The 16,142-nt window shown below is 39.9% G+C and carries 13 protein-coding genes; 11 read left to right on the top strand and 2 right to left on the bottom strand.

Going from position 1 to position 16,142, the window contains the following annotated elements; translation table 11 throughout:
• Positions 1-20: 20 nt before the first annotated feature.
• Together IE199_RS17450 and rpsT are read right to left on the bottom strand one after the other, a co-directional pair.
• Complete coding sequence (locus IE199_RS17450; protein WP_189773200.1) at positions 21-1,679, bottom strand: dipeptidyl-peptidase 3 family protein; 1,659 nt, start codon at positions 1,677-1,679, stop codon at positions 21-23.
• Positions 1,680-1,863: 184 nt separating this feature from the next.
• Entirely contained in the window at positions 1,864-2,124 is a 261-nt protein-coding gene (gene rpsT / locus IE199_RS17445) for a 30S ribosomal protein S20 (RefSeq protein ID WP_189773198.1), read from the bottom strand.
• 253 nt (positions 2,125-2,377) lie between these two features.
• On the opposite strand from rpsT, the gene murJ reads away from it, so the two are divergent.
• The 11 genes from murJ to IE199_RS22100 all read left to right on the top strand — a co-directional run bounded on the left by murJ (position 2,378) and on the right by IE199_RS22100 (position 16,137).
• Entirely contained in the window at positions 2,378-3,967 is a 1,590-nt protein-coding gene (gene murJ / locus IE199_RS17440) for a murein biosynthesis integral membrane protein MurJ (RefSeq protein ID WP_189773196.1), read from the top strand.
• A 104-nt stretch (positions 3,968-4,071) separates the two neighbouring features.
• A complete protein-coding gene (ribF, locus tag IE199_RS17435) occupies positions 4,072-5,019 on the top strand; it encodes a bifunctional riboflavin kinase/FAD synthetase (protein WP_189773194.1) in 948 nt (315 codons plus the stop codon).
• 39 nt (positions 5,020-5,058) lie between these two features.
• Positions 5,059-7,896 carry an isoleucine--tRNA ligase gene (ileS, locus tag IE199_RS17430; protein ID WP_189773187.1) on the top strand — a complete coding sequence of 946 codons (2,838 nt, stop codon included), beginning with the start codon at positions 5,059-5,061 and terminating at the stop codon, positions 7,894-7,896.
• 77 nt (positions 7,897-7,973) lie between these two features.
• Entirely contained in the window at positions 7,974-8,480 is a 507-nt protein-coding gene (gene lspA / locus IE199_RS17425) for a signal peptidase II (RefSeq protein WP_189773178.1), read from the top strand.
• 1 nt (position 8,481) lies between these two features.
• Positions 8,482-8,925, top strand: coding sequence for an FKBP-type peptidyl-prolyl cis-trans isomerase (fkpB, locus tag IE199_RS17420; protein ID WP_189773176.1), 444 nt, complete (start codon positions 8,482-8,484; stop codon positions 8,923-8,925).
• 2 nt (positions 8,926-8,927) lie between these two features.
• A complete protein-coding gene (gene ispH, locus IE199_RS17415; protein ID WP_189773580.1) occupies positions 8,928-9,857 on the top strand; it encodes a 4-hydroxy-3-methylbut-2-enyl diphosphate reductase in 930 nt (309 codons plus the stop codon).
• 284 nt (positions 9,858-10,141) lie between these two features.
• Positions 10,142-10,687, top strand: a complete 546-nt coding sequence (gene pilV, locus IE199_RS17410; protein ID WP_189773174.1) for a type IV pilus modification protein PilV — start codon at positions 10,142-10,144, stop codon at positions 10,685-10,687.
• Positions 10,687-11,685: a PilW family protein gene (locus IE199_RS17405; protein ID WP_189773172.1), complete on the top strand. Its 999-nt coding sequence runs from the start codon at positions 10,687-10,689 to the stop codon at positions 11,683-11,685. Before pilV ends, IE199_RS17405 begins: the two co-directional genes overlap by 1 nt.
• 5 nt (positions 11,686-11,690) lie before the next feature.
• The gene (locus IE199_RS17400; protein WP_229854805.1) at positions 11,691-12,176 is read left to right on the top strand and encodes a pilus assembly PilX family protein; all 486 of its coding nucleotides are present in this window, start codon (positions 11,691-11,693) and stop codon (positions 12,174-12,176) included.
• A gap of 19 nt (positions 12,177-12,195) precedes the next feature.
• Positions 12,196-15,732 (top strand): pilus assembly protein, encoded by a 3,537-nt coding sequence (locus IE199_RS17395; protein ID WP_189773168.1) that lies wholly within the window; start codon positions 12,196-12,198, stop codon positions 15,730-15,732.
• Positions 15,733-16,137 carry a type IV pilin protein gene (locus IE199_RS22100; protein ID WP_189773166.1) on the top strand — a complete coding sequence of 135 codons (405 nt, stop codon included), beginning with the start codon at positions 15,733-15,735 and terminating at the stop codon, positions 16,135-16,137.
• Positions 16,138-16,142: the final 5 nt, after the last annotated feature.

The following is a 16,142-nucleotide window of genomic DNA, read 5'->3' as shown; positions in this document are numbered from 1 at the left end:
AAAAAGTAGTGGCTTTGCCACTACTTTAAACCAAGTTGTGCTTTACCTTGTTTAAATACGATATCAACAGGAATATTTGCTGCTTCAAGTTTGGCAAGATCAAGTTGTAATTCAGAGTGAATCAACCCCTTTTCTGTCATAAGCTGGTCAACACCCGCATAATCACCATTTCCTTGTATTTCAAGTATTGTTGCAGATAAGCTATCAATAGCTTTGCTCATCGCATCAATATTAACAGAGTATAAGCCCTGTTCATTACGTGAAAAGGCGCCTTGTTCAGCAAAGTAATTAAAACGTACCATATTGGCTTTGCCATGAGCAGAGCTTGCGCCAAAACGCACAGAGCGGAAGATGCCGGCCATAAAGGTTGTATAGTAGTCAGCTAATTCTCCTTCGGTAATAACTCCTTTATCTAGAAGTTGTCTCACCATATAAAGACCAAGAATATCAGCTTTACCTTCTTCCAGTGCTGATGCATGTTCTTTAAGCGACTGTCTTACAGTTCCCTTACCGTTGATCGTGTTTTTGATACCTAGACCATGGGCTACTTCGTGAAACATTGTGTTGGCAAAAAAGGCATTGAAAGTAAGATGTTTTCGTTGCTCAGGTATAATTAATGTTTGTGCAATTGGCACCATAATAGCGTCATATTTTGCACGCATAGCGTTTTTCAATTGTAAACGGCGTGTTCCTTTTTCCAATTGAACTTGCTCATCATTTGGTAAATTAACAGCAATGGTTTTTCCTCCTGCGTTAGCGTGACCTGATACATACACTACATCGTATGCATTAAGATCGGCATCTGAACCAGGTACTTCTTTTTTGTATTTAGTACTTACAGGTAGTCCTTTTTGCAGTTCAGGTAAATAGGCGGCATATTTTGCTAACTTTTCACTCCAAGCCATATCTTTGATCAAAACATAGGACTCAAAAGCCGCACGATAGCCAAATAATTGATCTTCGTAGGTTTCGATAGGGCCAATGATTACATCAATCATATTCGTTTTCATATCCATCCAAGCGAAGTCGGATTGTCGAAAATCATCATTGAGCAGCGCGTCAGCTCGAAGCAATAAATATTCGCTAAAAGACTTATCATCGGCGAGCTTAGACGCTTTGCGCAAAATGGCGGCAATACGCTGCAATTGTTCTGCATAGGCTTCTGAATAAGCTAACGCAAACAATGCGCCATTTTTATCGCGACGCACCAAAGAATAAAGTCCGGTTTTATCTGCAAAGTCAGCTTTTTCAAATTCTTCTTTTGTCATATCGCTAGGATAAAATTGAGCACCTAGTGATTTATGATTTACGCCTTTAATAAATGGTGTGTCGCCATTTAAACGATCCCAAGGACCGTAGTTTATACTGGCAAACTGCTTTAACTTGTCGTTATTGATTGTTGATAAAAAGGATTTTTTATCTTGACCATAAGCTTGAAGCCAAAACAGTTCGTCAATAATGTCAGATGCTTCTATCAGTAGTGAAACAAGCTGCTTTTGATTGCTCGAAAGATGCGACAAATCAGTAGTTATCGGGACTTCTTTGTATATGTTTAACTTGTGTTGATAATTGTCAGCAATTTCTATTGTTGGTGCTTGGTGTTGAATTGTTTGTTGGTTGCAGCCAGCTAGTAGGGTGCTTGAAATAAATAGAGCTGTTGCTACTTTTGTAAGTTTCATGATGGTGGTTCTCATTTTTATATCCGCCAACAGACTAGATAAAAATGAATGAGAGCGCAACTGTGATATTCAGGGTAATTGCAGTATAAGTTATTAAAAGATTAACAAAGCAAAAAAGCCGTCTTCAGATGAAGACGGCCTTCTTTATAAGCCTGACAATTGCAAACAGCAGTCAGTTGAACAATTAAAGCGCTTTAATTTTAGCGTTTAAACGGCTCTTGTTACGAGCTGCTTTGTTCTTGTGAATTAAACCTTTACTTGCATAACGGTCTAAAACTGGTGTTACAGCAGCAAATTCTTTTGTTGCTGCTTCTTTGTCACCGGCTTCAATTGCAGCGATTACTTTTTTAACCAAAGTACGCATCATTGAGCGGCGGCTTGCATTGTGTTGACGGCGCTTTTCAGATTGTAATGCGCGCTTCTTAGCTTGCTTTGAGTTAGCCAAGGTGAACTCCTAAAATGAAATTAATATAGCCTAAATTTAAGGCGACGAAATATGCCTTTTTTTAACGGCGATGTCAAATGTTTTTCCCAATAATGGCAAACAAAGCTGTAATTTGTTCAAAGGCTATGCAATTAAGTTGCAATATCGATTACTTTACCATAATTTCTCAATAAATTAACGTGATAGTTCTTGTTTTACGTAGCTTATTACCGCCATAATTATTCTTTGTTTTGTACTTGTCTAAAAGTTTCCCTTGAGTAAGAAATTAATAAAATCTGGCCTTATCGTCAGTGCAATGACCTTAATCTCCCGTGTGCTGGGATTAGTGCGTGATGTTGTTATAGCAAGTATTATGGGGGCAGGAGCTTCTGCAGACGCGTTTTTTTTCGCTAATAAAATTCCAAATTTTCTACGTCGTTTATTTGCTGAAGGCGCATTCGCACAATCATTTGTACCTGTATTAAGTGAATACCACCAAAATGATGTTGATAATAAAACTCATGAAACAAGACAGCTGATAGCGAAAGTTTCTGGGACCTTAGGTGTCATCGTCACTATTGTGACTTTGGTTGGAATGATTGCATCCCCTTTGATCGTTATGCTTTTTGGACCTGGTTTTTACGTAGAACACTTACAAGATCCAACAAGTGGTAAATTTGATCTCGCTTCAGACTTGCTAAAGATTACCTTTCCCTATTTGTGGTTTGTTAGTTTTACTGCGTTATCTGGTGCTATTCTCAACGCGTATGGTAAATTTGCAGTATCGTCTTTTACTCCGGTATTACTCAATGTTTCGATTATTTCTATGGCCATATTGGGGCGTGACTATTTCGAAAATCCAGAGTACGCATTAGCTTGGGGGGTTTTTCTAGGGGGATTTGTTCAATTTATCTTTCAAATTCCATTTCTCCATAAAGCGGGCGCTTTAGCGATGCCCAAGTGGGGCTGGAGCGACAAAGGCGTTACTAAAATTAGAAAGCTGATGGCGCCCGCACTGTTTGGTGTGTCGGTAACCCAAATAAATTTACTACTAGATACACAAATTGCCAGTTTGTTAGATACCGGGGCTGTAAGTTTTCTGTATTATGCAGACCGCTTGTTAGAGTTTCCTTTAGGTCTTTTTGGTATAGGTATTGCGACGGTGATATTACCGAGTTTAGCGCGCTTACATACCAAAAAAAGTGCTCAAGAGTTTTCGGCTACGCTTGACTGGGGCATTAAAATCATAAATTTGTTCGGGTGGCCTGCGTTAGTTGGGTTAATGGTGCTTGCACAACCCATCATTATGGTACTTTTTATGCGAGGGGAATTTACACAATTAGAGGTTTGGCAGGTTTCTTTTGCACTTTATGCTTATTTGTCAGGCTTAGTGAGCTTTATGTTTATTAAAATACTGGCACCAGGATTCTACGCCAGACAAGATACAAAAACGCCGGTTAAAATAGGTATAAAAGCCATGATTGCTAATATGGCATTTAATATAATGCTAGCGCCATTTTTTGGATATGTTGGTTTAGCGATGGCGACAACATTTTCAGCAACTTTAAATGCTTTATGGCTGTATAGAGGGTTAAAAGCTGAAGGTGTTTATCATCTTTCCACTAGTGTTAAGTGGTTTATTTGTAAAATTATCTTAGCGTCAGCGGTGATGGCTTTTGTTGTTTATAGTTTGTCGCCAGAGTTTAATGTTTGGTTATTCAAAGACTGGTCAGAAAAGGTTTTACTACTCGTTAAGTGTATTGGTTTAGGCGTAGTTAGCTATTTTATCATGGTGCTTATTTTGGGTATTCGTCTTTCAGATTTTAAAGTTTCAAGCTCAGTTGAAAAAAATCCACAACAATAGGCTGATTCTTGCACTTGACTAAGATATAATTCGGCGATTTTTTAATTAGAGCAAAAACCGTAAAGGTTGCTGCAAAAGCAAAGAGAGACAGGTTCACTATCCCAATGCGTTTGATTCGTGGTATTCACAATATTGAATTGGCAAATGAGCAAGATGCGCAGGGCAGTGTACTGACTATTGGTAACTTCGACGGTGTTCATCTAGGGCATCAAAGAGTGATAAAGGCCTTAGTCGAAAAGGCGAAGCAGTTAAATGCAGTGCCAATCGTCATGGTATTTGAACCACAGCCTCAGGAATTATTCCGTCCTGATTCTGCGCCTGCAAGGCTGACTCGGTTGAGGGATAAGTACACTTTATTAAAGAAATTGGGTGTTAAACGCTTATTATGTGTTAGCTTCAACCAAACTTTTGCTAATTTAACTGCTGAACAATTTGTAGAGCATTTATTGGTTGAGCAATTACATATCAATCACTTAATCATTGGCGATGACTTTAAATTTGGCCAAGGTCGTACCGGCGACTTCCAAATGCTTTGTCAGGCAGGTAAGCGATTTGGTTTTGGTGTGTCGGATACAGCAAGTTTCAAATTAAGCGATTGTCGAATTAGTAGTACAGCAATAAGACAAGCGCTTTCACAGGATAACTTGAAAGAAGCTCAGCGCATGTTAGGACGTCCATACTCTATTATAGGGCGTGTTTTTCATGGCGATAAACGAGGTAGGACACTTGGATTTCCTACTGCAAATGTGCATTTGAAACGACGAGTATCGCCAGTATCAGGTGTGTATGTGGTAAAGGTACTTATTGAAGAGCAGTATTTTTATGGCGTTGCTAATATTGGTTCTAGGCCAAGTGTATTTGGTATTAGACAACAGTTAGAAGTGCACATTTTTGATTTTAATAAAAATATATACGGGCAGTCGATCGAAGTCGTCTTGCTTGATAAACTCAGGCCTGAGCGAAAATTTGATTCGCTCGCTGAATTAACTGAACAAATTTCAAAAGATAGCGAGCAAGCTCGCGCTTTTATAGAAGCTTTAACAATAACATAAGCTGGTTATCAGCCTAGATTATTAACGGATAAACATTAAATGAGTGATTATAAACATACCCTGAATTTGCCAGATACCAGTTTTCCGATGCGTGGAAATATGCCAAATCGTGAACCAGAAATGTTAAAAGATTGGGCAAACAAAGATCTTTACGGCAAAATTCGAGCAGCAAAAAAGGGTAAAAAGTCGTTTATTTTGCATGACGGCCCTCCTTACGCAAATGGCAATATACATTTAGGTCACTCAGTTAATAAAATTTTAAAAGACATTATTGTTAAAGCAAAAACCTTATCTGATTTTGACTCTCCTTATGTACCTGGTTGGGATTGCCATGGTCTACCTATTGAATTAATGGTAGAAAAGAAAGTAGGTAAACCTGGTCATAAAGTTAGCGCGGCTGAATTTAGGCAAAAATGTCGTGATTACGCAGCTAAACAAGTTGATGGTCAGCGTGAGAGTTTTAAGCGTTTAGGTGTTTTTGCCGATTGGGAAAATCCTTATTTAACGATGAACTTTGACACGGAAGCAAATATTATCCGTGCATTGGGTAAAATCGCAGAGAATGGTCACATCCAACAGGGATTCAAACCTGTGCATTGGTGTACAGATTGTGGTTCGGCGCTTGCTGAAGCTGAAGTTGAGTACAAAGATAAGCAATCACCTGCGATCGATGTTAAATTTGATGTGGTTGACACATTAGTTGCAAATAAGTTCTCTCACCCAGAAAATCATGAGGGTGAAGGTCAAGTTTCTATTGTTATTTGGACAACAACTCCTTGGACTTTACCTGCAAACCGCGCTGTATCAGTACACCCTAATGTTGAGTACACATTAGTTCAGTGTGAAAAAGAAGGTGAGAAATTCCGTTTGATCCTTGCAAGTGATTTAGTCGCTTCATGTATGGATCGCTTTGGTATTGAAAAATACCATGCGCTTGGTTTCTGTGAAGGTCAGGCGTTAGATTTAGTTCAGCTTCAACACCCATTTTACGATATTAATGTGCCAGTTATTTGTGGTGAACACGTAACAACAGACTCTGGTACAGGTTGTGTTCATACCGCTGGTGGGCATGGTGTTGACGATTTCGCCGTTAGTAAAAAGTATGATTTAGAAATCTACAACCCTGTAGGTGCAAATGGTGTTTTCATTGAAGGTACACCGATCGTTGAAGGTCAACATGTTTTTAAAGCCAATGCTGGTATCGTTGATTTGCTTGCAGAAAAAGGTGCATTATTACATCACCATGCTTACGAGCACTCGTATCCACATTGCTGGCGCCATAAAACGCCAATTATATTCCGCGCGACTCCTCAATGGTTCATTAGTATGGATAAGAAAGGGTTACGCCAAGCATCGTTAGAAGAAATTGCAAAAACAGAATGGATCCCTGAGTGGGGTGAAGATCGCATCAAGTCTATGGTGGAAGGTCGCCCAGATTGGTGTATCTCTCGTCAACGTACTTGGGGGGTACCAATTGCATTTTTTATTCATAAAGACACGGGTGCATTACACCCAAGAAGTGTTGAACTGATCGAAGAAGTTGCCAAAAGGGTAGAGAAATCAGGTATCCAAGCTTGGTTTGATTTAGAAGCTGAAGAATTAATTGGTGACGATGCACAAGCTTATGTCAAAGTAGCTGATACGCTAGATGTATGGTTTGACTCAGGTGTAACACATTATTCTGTTATTGACGCTCGTGAAGAGTTTACCAAAGCGGCCGATTTATATCTTGAAGGCTCTGATCAACATCGTGGTTGGTTTATGTCTTCAATGATGTCGTCTGTTGCAATGCACGGCAAAGCACCATACTCGCAAGTATTAACGCATGGTTTTACAGTTGATGTTAACGGTCACAAAATGTCTAAATCTTTAGGCAATGTTATTGAACCAGCAGAAATTACTAATAAATTAGGTGCTGATATTTTGCGCTTGTGGGTAGCTTCAGTTAACTACACGCAAGAAATTACAGTGTCGCAAGAGATCTTTAACCGTCAGGCAGATGCATATCGTCGAATCCGTAATACCTCGAGATTTTTGTTGGCAAATATTAACGGTTTTGTTCCAGCAGAACACTCGGTTGCGTTAGAAGATATGGTTGAGCTTGACCGCTGGGTACTAGGTCAAGCAGCGCAGTTACAACAGGAAATCATCGAGTCTTATGACAATTATGAATTCCATAACGTTGTTCATAAGTTGATGAACTTCTGTACAACTGAGTTAGGCGGGTTCTACTTAGATATCATTAAAGATCGTCAGTACACGGCTAAAGATTCAAGTAATGCGCGCCGCTCTTGTCAAACTGCTATGTACATTATTGCCGAAGCAATGACACGTTGGATGGCTCCAATTTTATCATTCACGGCACAAGAAATATGGCAGGCATTACCAACACCTGTTTCGGGCGAGCGTGATGAATTTGTCTTCACAAACGTATGGTTTGATGAATTAAATGTACTTGAAGATACAGGGGCATTTAACAACGCTTATTGGAATGCGATTTTGCAGGTTCGTGGCGAAGTTAACAGAGCGTTAGAAATTGCACGTAAAGAAAAAGTTGTAGGTAAAGGCCTAGAGGCAGAAGTTACTTTATATGCAACTAGTGAATTGGCGAAGCAATTGTTGCAATTAGAAAACGAATTACGCTTCGTTTTGATCACCTCAGGTGCAAATGTTGTCGAAGTTACTCAAGCGCCTACTGATGCAGTAGCAACTGATGTTGAAGGTTTATGGTTACAAGTAACAGCATCGTCAGGAACAAAATGTGAGCGCTGTTGGCACTTAACGGATGATGTTGGTCAGCATGAAGAGCACAAAGATATTTGTGGTCGTTGTGTCACTAATGTTGACGGTGATGGCGAAGTTAGAAAGTTTGCTTAGCATTTTGTTGGTGTAAAATTATTAAGTGCTCAGTTAAATAACGTAACTGGGCACTTTCTGTATTTAAAGAGTAAAAAATGAGTCTTAGTAAAAGTAGTAGCAGTTTACATTGGTTATGGATAACCCTTTTATTCCTTGTTATCGATCAAGTGAGTAAACATTGGGTTGCAGGTAGCATGGAGCTTTATCAATCGATAGAAGTTTTTTCATTTTTTAATATTACATATGCTCACAATCCCGGCGCAGCATTTAGCTTTTTAGCCGACCAAGGTGGATGGCAACGATGGTTCTTTACCGGTGTAGCCATTATTGCCAGTGTGGTTTTTTTAGTGTGGTTAAAAAGAACACCTAAAGAAAATTATATGTTAGGTGCCGCTTTAGCTTGTATGTTAAGTGGCGCACTAGGAAACCTAATAGATCGATTGCTTTTTGGTTATGTTATCGATTTTTTAGATTTCCACTGGCAAGGTAATGCTTGGCCAACGTTTAATATTGCTGATTCTATAATTTTTATTGGTGCAGCATTAATGATTATCGACTCTTTCCAGCAGGAAAAAGCTAAAAAAAATTCGGCAGAGGTTTAATATGACAAATGTAGTTTCAGCTAATTCAGAAATAATTGTACACATTACAATGAAGCTTGCTGACGGCTCAGCTGCTGATAGTACGAAAGTAAATAACAAACCCGCCAAAATAATTATGGGTGATGCGAGTATTTCTCCAGCGTTTGAGCAGCAGTTATTGGGGTTAAAAGCTGGTGAGTCTAAAGAGTTTACCCTTGAAGCAAAAGATGCTTTTGGAGAATCAAACCCTGATAATATTCATTATGTTGATTTGAATAAGTTTTCGCCTGATGCGCCGGCCAAGGTTGGTAGTATTGTAACTTTTACACAACCAGGTGGTATTGAACTTCCGGGTATCATTAAAGAAGTATCAGGAGACTCAGTAACCGTCGACTTTAACCATCCTTTGGCTGGTCAAAGTGTTACTTTTGTTATTGATGTAGTAGAAATTTTAGAGCGAGCGTAATGATGGAAATAGTATTAGCAAATCCTAGAGGTTTTTGTGCTGGAGTTGACCGAGCGATAAGCATAGTTGATCGAGCGCTAGACCTTTTTGAAGCACCTATTTATGTTCGTCATGAAGTGGTTCACAATAAGTTTGTAGTTAATGGTCTTAAAAAACGTGGTGCTGTTTTTGTTGACGAACTTCATGAAGTACCTGACGATAGCACGGTTATTTTTAGTGCACACGGTGTCTCAAAGGCTGTAAGACAAGAAGCTAAAGATCGTGGCTTAAAAGTATTTGATGCAACTTGCCCTCTAGTGACTAAAGTACATATGGAAGTATCGCGAGCTAGTCGCAAAGATATTGAGTGTGTATTGATTGGACATGCTGGCCATCCTGAAGTTGAAGGCACAATGGGACAATACGAAAGTGTTCAGGGTGGTATATACCTTGTTGAATCTCCACAAGATGTGCAAACGTTGGAAGTTAAAAACCCAGAAAAACTATATTATTGCAGCCAAACAACATTATCTGTAGATGATACCAGTGACGTTATCGATGCTTTAAGATTAAAGTTTCCGCATATCGAAGGTCCTCGAAAAGATGATATTTGCTATGCGACCCAAAATAGACAAGATGCTGTTAGAGCAATCGCCGGTGAAGTTGATTTGCTACTGGTTGTTGGCGCGAAGAATAGCTCTAACTCTAACCGTCTTCGTGAGTTAGCTGAAAAAATTGGCACGACATCGTATTTGATCGATACTGCCGATAACATTGATACTCAGTGGTTTGAGCAAGTGGGTGCTGTTGGTGTAACAGCTGGGGCTTCTGCGCCTGAAGTACTGGTAAAACAAGTAATAGAAAAATTAAAAAGCCTTGGCGGTAAAGAGGTTATAGAGTTTCCTGGCCGAGAAGAGAATACGGTGTTTGCGGTTCCTGTGGAATTGCGCTAGTCTTAATAAAGGTCAAAAGTTGGGCAGTTACGGCCATGTTATCGTAGCTGCTTTGCTTTATCTTATTAAGGTACTTAAACAAGTAGTTACTAAATTGGCAATGAATAAGTAGCTAGTTGTAATATGGATGTAAGGTATGGGTTAATGCAGTTCACGTTGGTGAGATTTAACACATATGCCCCCACAATTCGCGTTCAGAAAAAGCTAAGTTTTTCTGTGGCATCCGCGCGTGTATATTATTCATTGTCGGCAATTCTATTTAGCCCATGGGGGAGGGTATCATCTTGACCAGAAAACATTATCCTAAAAGTAAAGGCATGACTTTTATTGAAGTGCTAGTGGCCTTGTTTTTACTTATTGTTGGCGTTTTAGGTGCAATGGCGATGCAGGCAACGGTCAAAAAAAGTAGTTTTGACGCTATGCAACGTTCATTGGCGTCCGCGCTTGCACAAGATATGATCGAAAGAATGCGTAGCAATGATCCTGATTCATTAGCTACATATGCTCGTACTGATTACGGCGTAGCTTTAGATGCTTTACCTGCCAACCGCTGTAACACTTTCGCGTCTCCATGTACCGCTGCACAAATGGCAGCCAATGATATGTACGAGTGGGAACTGGCCCTAATTGGAGCTAATGTTGTTCAAGGTGGTCAAAACCGTGGTGGCTTAATAGGTGCTAGGGGATGTGTAGCACATGCAAATAATGCTATTCAAGTTGTGGTGAGCTGGCAAGGCAGGCAAGAGACAGTAGATGCACAGAAAGTAAACGCTTGTGGAACAGCTGGAAACAAACGAAGACAAGTAGTGGTCGAGGCATTTATTAACTGATGAACATAGTCAAGAATAAACGAGTAAAAGAAAAAAAACTTGCAGGTTTTAGCATGGTTGAGCTCATGGTTGCCATGGCGCTTGGGTTATTTTTGGTGGCAGGTATTTTAAGTGTATTTGTTGATGTACGTTCAACTACTGAGGAAACATCTGGTTATGGTGAATTACAAGAGAACGGTCGCTTTGCACTCAGCCTAATTTCAGATGATTTATTACGACAAGATTTTTGGGGAGACTATACTGGTACCTTTGATCTTGCCAGCCTCAATGGTATTGCGCCAGCAGCTCCAGGAAATGACTGTGTAGGAGAAGGCATCAATAATGCTACTTTTCCCCTCGCAAATGGTAATTTTAGAACGCTTTGGAGTACAACAGCCGTTGCAGGTAATCCTTTAGGATGTTTTGCCAATAGCGCTCCAGCGTTTGTTGGCTCTGACATACTTCAGTTAAAGCGCGTTGTATCAGATCCTTTAGCCCCTGGAGCGTTGAATGCAAATAACTATTATTTGATCACAAATTTAAGTGATGGAGAAATCTTTGCAGGCAATGCAGCGATACCTGATATTGATAATAGCCGTATCTGGGAATATCAGCATCATGTCTACTATGTTACCGAACAAAATCAAGGGACTTACGATGTACCAGTTCTTATGCAAGGAAGGCTAACAAATACAATGTCATTTGCTCCTGTAGTAGATGGCATAGAATATATTCGTTTTATGTTTGGTGTTGATACTGATGATGATGGCGTAGTTAATTCTTACTTGTCAGCTACAAACATGACACAAGGCTATTGGAATAACGCATCGGGTACTAATATTATTTCTGTAAAAATATATGTGTTGGCTCGGAGTATAGTGCCTGACAATAAGTACACGAACAACAATACTTATTCGTTAGGTGATCTAGATATTGCAGTAAATGATAACTTTAGACGAATGTTATTTACGTCTACGGTTACCTTATTTAATGCTAGAGTTGACTCATGGCCGAGGTAGGTTTTATGCATAGAAACTATTCAAAGCAACGTGGCGTTGTGTTGATCGTCGCATTGGTTTTTTTAATTGCTTTGACTGCTGTAGTTGCAGCATTGATGCAAAACACAACCTCAGACATAAAAATGTCAGGTGCGAGTGAAGATAAAATGGTCGCAACTCAAGCAGCGATAAGTGCTATTGATGAAGTTATCTATAATCAGGTAGCGCCTGGAAAAACCAATGTGTTTGCACGTACGATTTCAGTAAACAACTTTCCAAATAACAATCAGGCTGACTTGTTACCTGCAACTAAATCAGGTGCAACAGCAAGCGTTGATATCGCAAATAACGAATTTAAACTAGAAGCAGATTGCCCCCACACTCGAGCTGCTTCTTCTGTTCAGATATTTACTTGTAACGTGTTAAATGTGCAAGTAACAAGACAATATGGTCGAGGAAACTCAAGTGAAGTTGAAGTCAATTCTGGCGTGGCTCAACAATTACTGAAGTAAACGACCTTTGGGGAAATGTATGAAAAAATTAGTAGGATTGTTAATGACTCTAACGGTATCTACGCTAGTTTTTAGTGAAGATATCGAGCTCTATATAAGTGAGGCTGTCAAAGCACTCTCGAGCAGGCCTCAAGTACTCATTATTCTTGATAACTCTGGAAGCATGAGTACAACAGATGAAGTGGCTGCTCCTTACGATCCCTCGATTGAATATCCAGCCGTGGGCGGGCTGAACTCATTATCAGACCGGTTTATATATTTCACCAAAGGTGGCGTTGATGGAACTTCTCTGCCCGTTCCTGATAGCCCTAGTGAGGCACGACGCTTCTTAGACGCTATTAACAGTTGTCAGACTGCCGCTGATATACTAGCGATTAACGGTTTTTATACAGGTCGAATTCGCGAATATCAAATAAAGGGGAACAACGGCACTTGGATTGAAATTCCAGATAACAATGGTGCCAATATAGAAATCATTGATTGTGAAGACGATGTCACCTCCTCTAACCCTAAAAACATTTCTTCTTTGCCAGAAGGTTACCCTATTGATAGCGCAGGAAATAAACGAAACCCTATTTATCATACACCCAATGTAGGGGATTCAAATGTCACTTGGGATGGTCAACTGGTAACTCTGTATACCGATAACTATTTAAGATGGCACCACAATGAAACGTTAAATCAAACGTTAATTAGCCGATTAGATCAAGCGATAAACAGTATTAGCAGCGTAATCTTATCAGCACCGTCCGTAGATTTTGGCTTGCAGGTCTTTAATTATAACGATGGTGATGGTACCAACGATTCTAATGGCGGCCGAGTTGTGTTTGGTATTAAAGAATCGAACGTCGCTAATAAAAATGCTTTATTGGATATCATTCAAAATCAATTAAGTCCTCAAACGTGGACGCCTCTATGTGAAACCTTGTATGAAGCATCTTTGTATTTTTCAGGCAAAAATGTTGATTTTGGAAATGATGATTCTAATCGACCGGGTTATACGCGAAACCAGCCGCCAATGGATTCGTCCGTAGTCTCGAATTCAAAATATCAAACCCCGATGAAAACGTGTAACAGTAATGCTTATGTCATTATTATTACCGATGGTGTACCAACTTACGATAATGGTGCAGATTCCAGTATTGAAGGTTTTACATCTATTGATGCTGATGGCAACACGGTAAGCTTTTCAGGGAATAAATTCGATGGAAATTATCTTGCTGCGCTAGCTGGCTGGATGCAAAACAACGATATCAATTTAACACTTGATGGCGTACAAAAAATAACAACATTTACTATCGGGTTTAGTGATGGTGCAGCCGCAGCCGAAGATTTATTAAAAGAAACGGCTTCATTGGGAGGCGGGCAATATTTTTACGCGGATAATCATACACAATTAACTAGCGCTTTAACCTCGATATTTGAGCGCTTAGAGCCAAGTAATGAAAGTTTGACATCGGCATCGGTTGCGGCAAATAACTTTGACCGTACCGAAACGTTAGACGCGGTTTACTATGCAATGTTTGAACCTCAAAATTCGCCACGATGGCAAGGTAACCTTAAAAAATATAAGGTTAAAAATGACAAACAGTATGGTCAAAGTAATGTGCCTGCATTAAATGAAGATACAGGGCATTTTTCTGAGTCAGTAACAAGCTTCTGGTCAGCAGCAAATTCTCAAGATGGTGATAAAGTGGCCGAAGGTGGCGTAGCATCTATGCTGCGTAATGTAAGTTCTAGAAACCTAATAAGCGATATTGGTGTCAACGGCGCTTTAACTACATTTGATTATGATCAGCTAAAAACAACTTATACTGACGATGCTGGGATTGCTGCTGTTTTTGGTGTTCCAGAAGCAGAGGTTAAAGAATACATAGATTGGCATCGAGGCATAGACGTCGATGATGAGGACAAAGACACCTCAAAGACCGACATGCGATTTGATGTGTTTGCAGATCCATTACACTCCAAACCGTTAGTGCTTAATTATGGTAATAGTATTCGTATTGTCATTGGAACTAATGCGGGTGTTTTACATATGTTCGAAGATAATACAAGCAATGATACGGTAACTGAATCTTGGGCATTTATGCCAAAAGAGTTTTTTGGCAATGTTAAAGGCCTTAGAGATAACTTTTCTGGCGCTTCAAAAATCTACGGTATTGATGGAAAAATCACTTCTTATATCAAAGATGATAATGGTGACGGTATTGTTAACGGTACTGATAAGGTCTACATCTTTTTTGGTTTGAGGCGAGGTGGCAGTTCATATTATGCGATGGATGTTACTTCACCCGATGCGCCAACGATGCTTTGGCATATTGATAATTCAACCACAGGATTTGGAGAGCTAGGGCAGTCATGGTCTCAACCTAAAGTGACATACTCTGCCATTAATACTACTGGATCTACTGCAGCGCCAGTTGTAATCTTTGGCGGTGGTTATGATACATCGAAAGATAATGCTGGCCCCGCTCAGCCTGACGGTGTTGGTCGAGCGGTATATTTGGTTGACGCGAAATCAGGTTCGTTAAAGTGGAGCTTGTCACCGTCGGGTGGAACAACAAGTTTTTCAGGACAACATAGTATCGCTTCTTCGATAGCAACATTGGATAGCGACGGCAATGGATTGGCAGATCGGCTTTATTTTGGTGATACTGGAGGGGATCTGTGGCGAGTTGATATGCCAGCTGCAAATCCACAAGACGCCGATGAACCATGGACTGTATTTAAACTTGCTGCATTAGGTGGAGCAACTAGTAATGATGATGATAGAAGATTTTTTAGCGAGCCTACAGTTGTAAGAACATTTATTTCAGAAACATTGGAAACAACGATAACTGATGTAAATGGCAATACAGAAACAATAGCTACTCGCCAAGAAAAACCCTATGAGGCTATTTTACTGGGTTCTGGTGATAGATCTAACCCGCTTGGCAAGGACTCTCAAGATACATTCTTTATGATTAAAGATAGTTATATTCGTACACAGTCTTTTAGTTCCACATCCGTACCCGCGACACCAACTACACTGACTTTGTCAGATTTATATGATTTTACCGATAATCCTTTTGCTCAGTCTTTATCAACTGCACAGCGCGAAACGTTGGAGATAGCGGTGAGTAAAAAATCTGGATGGTTTATCGAGTTTGACAAAGCTCAAGGCGAAAAAAGTACATCGGAAGCTACAGTTATCAATGGCGTTGCTTATTTAACGTCTTATATTCCACCTTCATTAAATACTAATACGTTAGTGTGTGAAATACCTGGCGGTCAAGGGTGGCTTTATGCGGTAGATCTCGCATTGGGTATTCATAAATACAACTGGGTAGATTCTGAGAATCCAGACGGCATAACCGATGGTGACAAACGCAAAGTTTATATCTCTGAACAGTTTTTAGGATCGCCAACCCTAATCGTTGTTCCAAAAGATGACGGAGATGCCAACACGGTTGATGAACCCGAAGGTAATATTATCGTAGGGCGTCGAATAGTACCTGTCGGTTTTAATTTACAAACTATTCGTACAAACTTGTCTGTTAAAGAGGTGCAATAAATGTATTGTAGAAAGGTATATCTGGGCTTTACCTTGATTGAGTTAATGCTCGTGGTGTCTATTATTGGCATCATTGCAGCAGTTGCCTATCCCTCTTATCAAAGTTTTGTTTTAACTGGCAATAGGACGGAAGGGCAAAGGGAATTATTGCGCTTAGCTAATATGCAAGAGCAAGTTTATGTTGATACCAAAGCGTATACGACGGATATGAGACAACTTGGAGCACCTGCCGATCCGTACATCACAGAAAGTGGCTTTTACAGCATAGATGCAACGGTTAATGGTGATACATTTGTTTTAACGGCTACAGCAAAAAATGGACAAGTAAAAGATACTGGCTGCACATCGTTAACGATCAATGAAGCCGGTGAAACAACGCCATCTTCAGGTTGCTGGGATAAATAACAGGG

Origin of the sequence: Thalassotalea marina, assembly GCF_014656435.1 — a bacterium.
Classification (GTDB): Bacteria; Pseudomonadota; Gammaproteobacteria; order Enterobacterales; family Alteromonadaceae; genus Thalassotalea_C; species Thalassotalea_C marina.
This window is presented reverse-complemented; position numbering and strand designations above follow the sequence as displayed.

Excerpts from the sequence above, each read along its gene's own strand:
- IE199_RS17450 (WP_189773200.1), bottom strand. The coding sequence starts at position 1,679 with ATGAAACTTACAAAAGTAGCAACAGCTCTATTTATTTCAAGCACCCTA.
- ribF (WP_189773194.1), top strand. The coding sequence starts at position 4,072 with ATGCGTTTGATTCGTGGTATTCACAATATTGAATTGGCAAATGAGCAA.
- ileS (WP_189773187.1), top strand. The coding sequence starts at position 5,059 with ATGAGTGATTATAAACATACCCTGAATTTGCCAGATACCAGTTTTCCG.
- lspA (WP_189773178.1), top strand. The coding sequence starts at position 7,974 with ATGAGTCTTAGTAAAAGTAGTAGCAGTTTACATTGGTTATGGATAACC.
- fkpB (WP_189773176.1), top strand. The coding sequence starts at position 8,482 with ATGACAAATGTAGTTTCAGCTAATTCAGAAATAATTGTACACATTACA.
- ispH (WP_189773580.1), top strand. The coding sequence starts at position 8,928 with ATGGAAATAGTATTAGCAAATCCTAGAGGTTTTTGTGCTGGAGTTGAC.
- IE199_RS17405 (WP_189773172.1), top strand. The coding sequence starts at position 10,687 with ATGAACATAGTCAAGAATAAACGAGTAAAAGAAAAAAAACTTGCAGGT.
- IE199_RS17400 (WP_229854805.1), top strand. The coding sequence starts at position 11,691 with ATGCATAGAAACTATTCAAAGCAACGTGGCGTTGTGTTGATCGTCGCA.
- IE199_RS17395 (WP_189773168.1), top strand. The coding sequence starts at position 12,196 with ATGAAAAAATTAGTAGGATTGTTAATGACTCTAACGGTATCTACGCTA.
- IE199_RS22100 (WP_189773166.1), top strand. The coding sequence starts at position 15,733 with ATGTATTGTAGAAAGGTATATCTGGGCTTTACCTTGATTGAGTTAATG.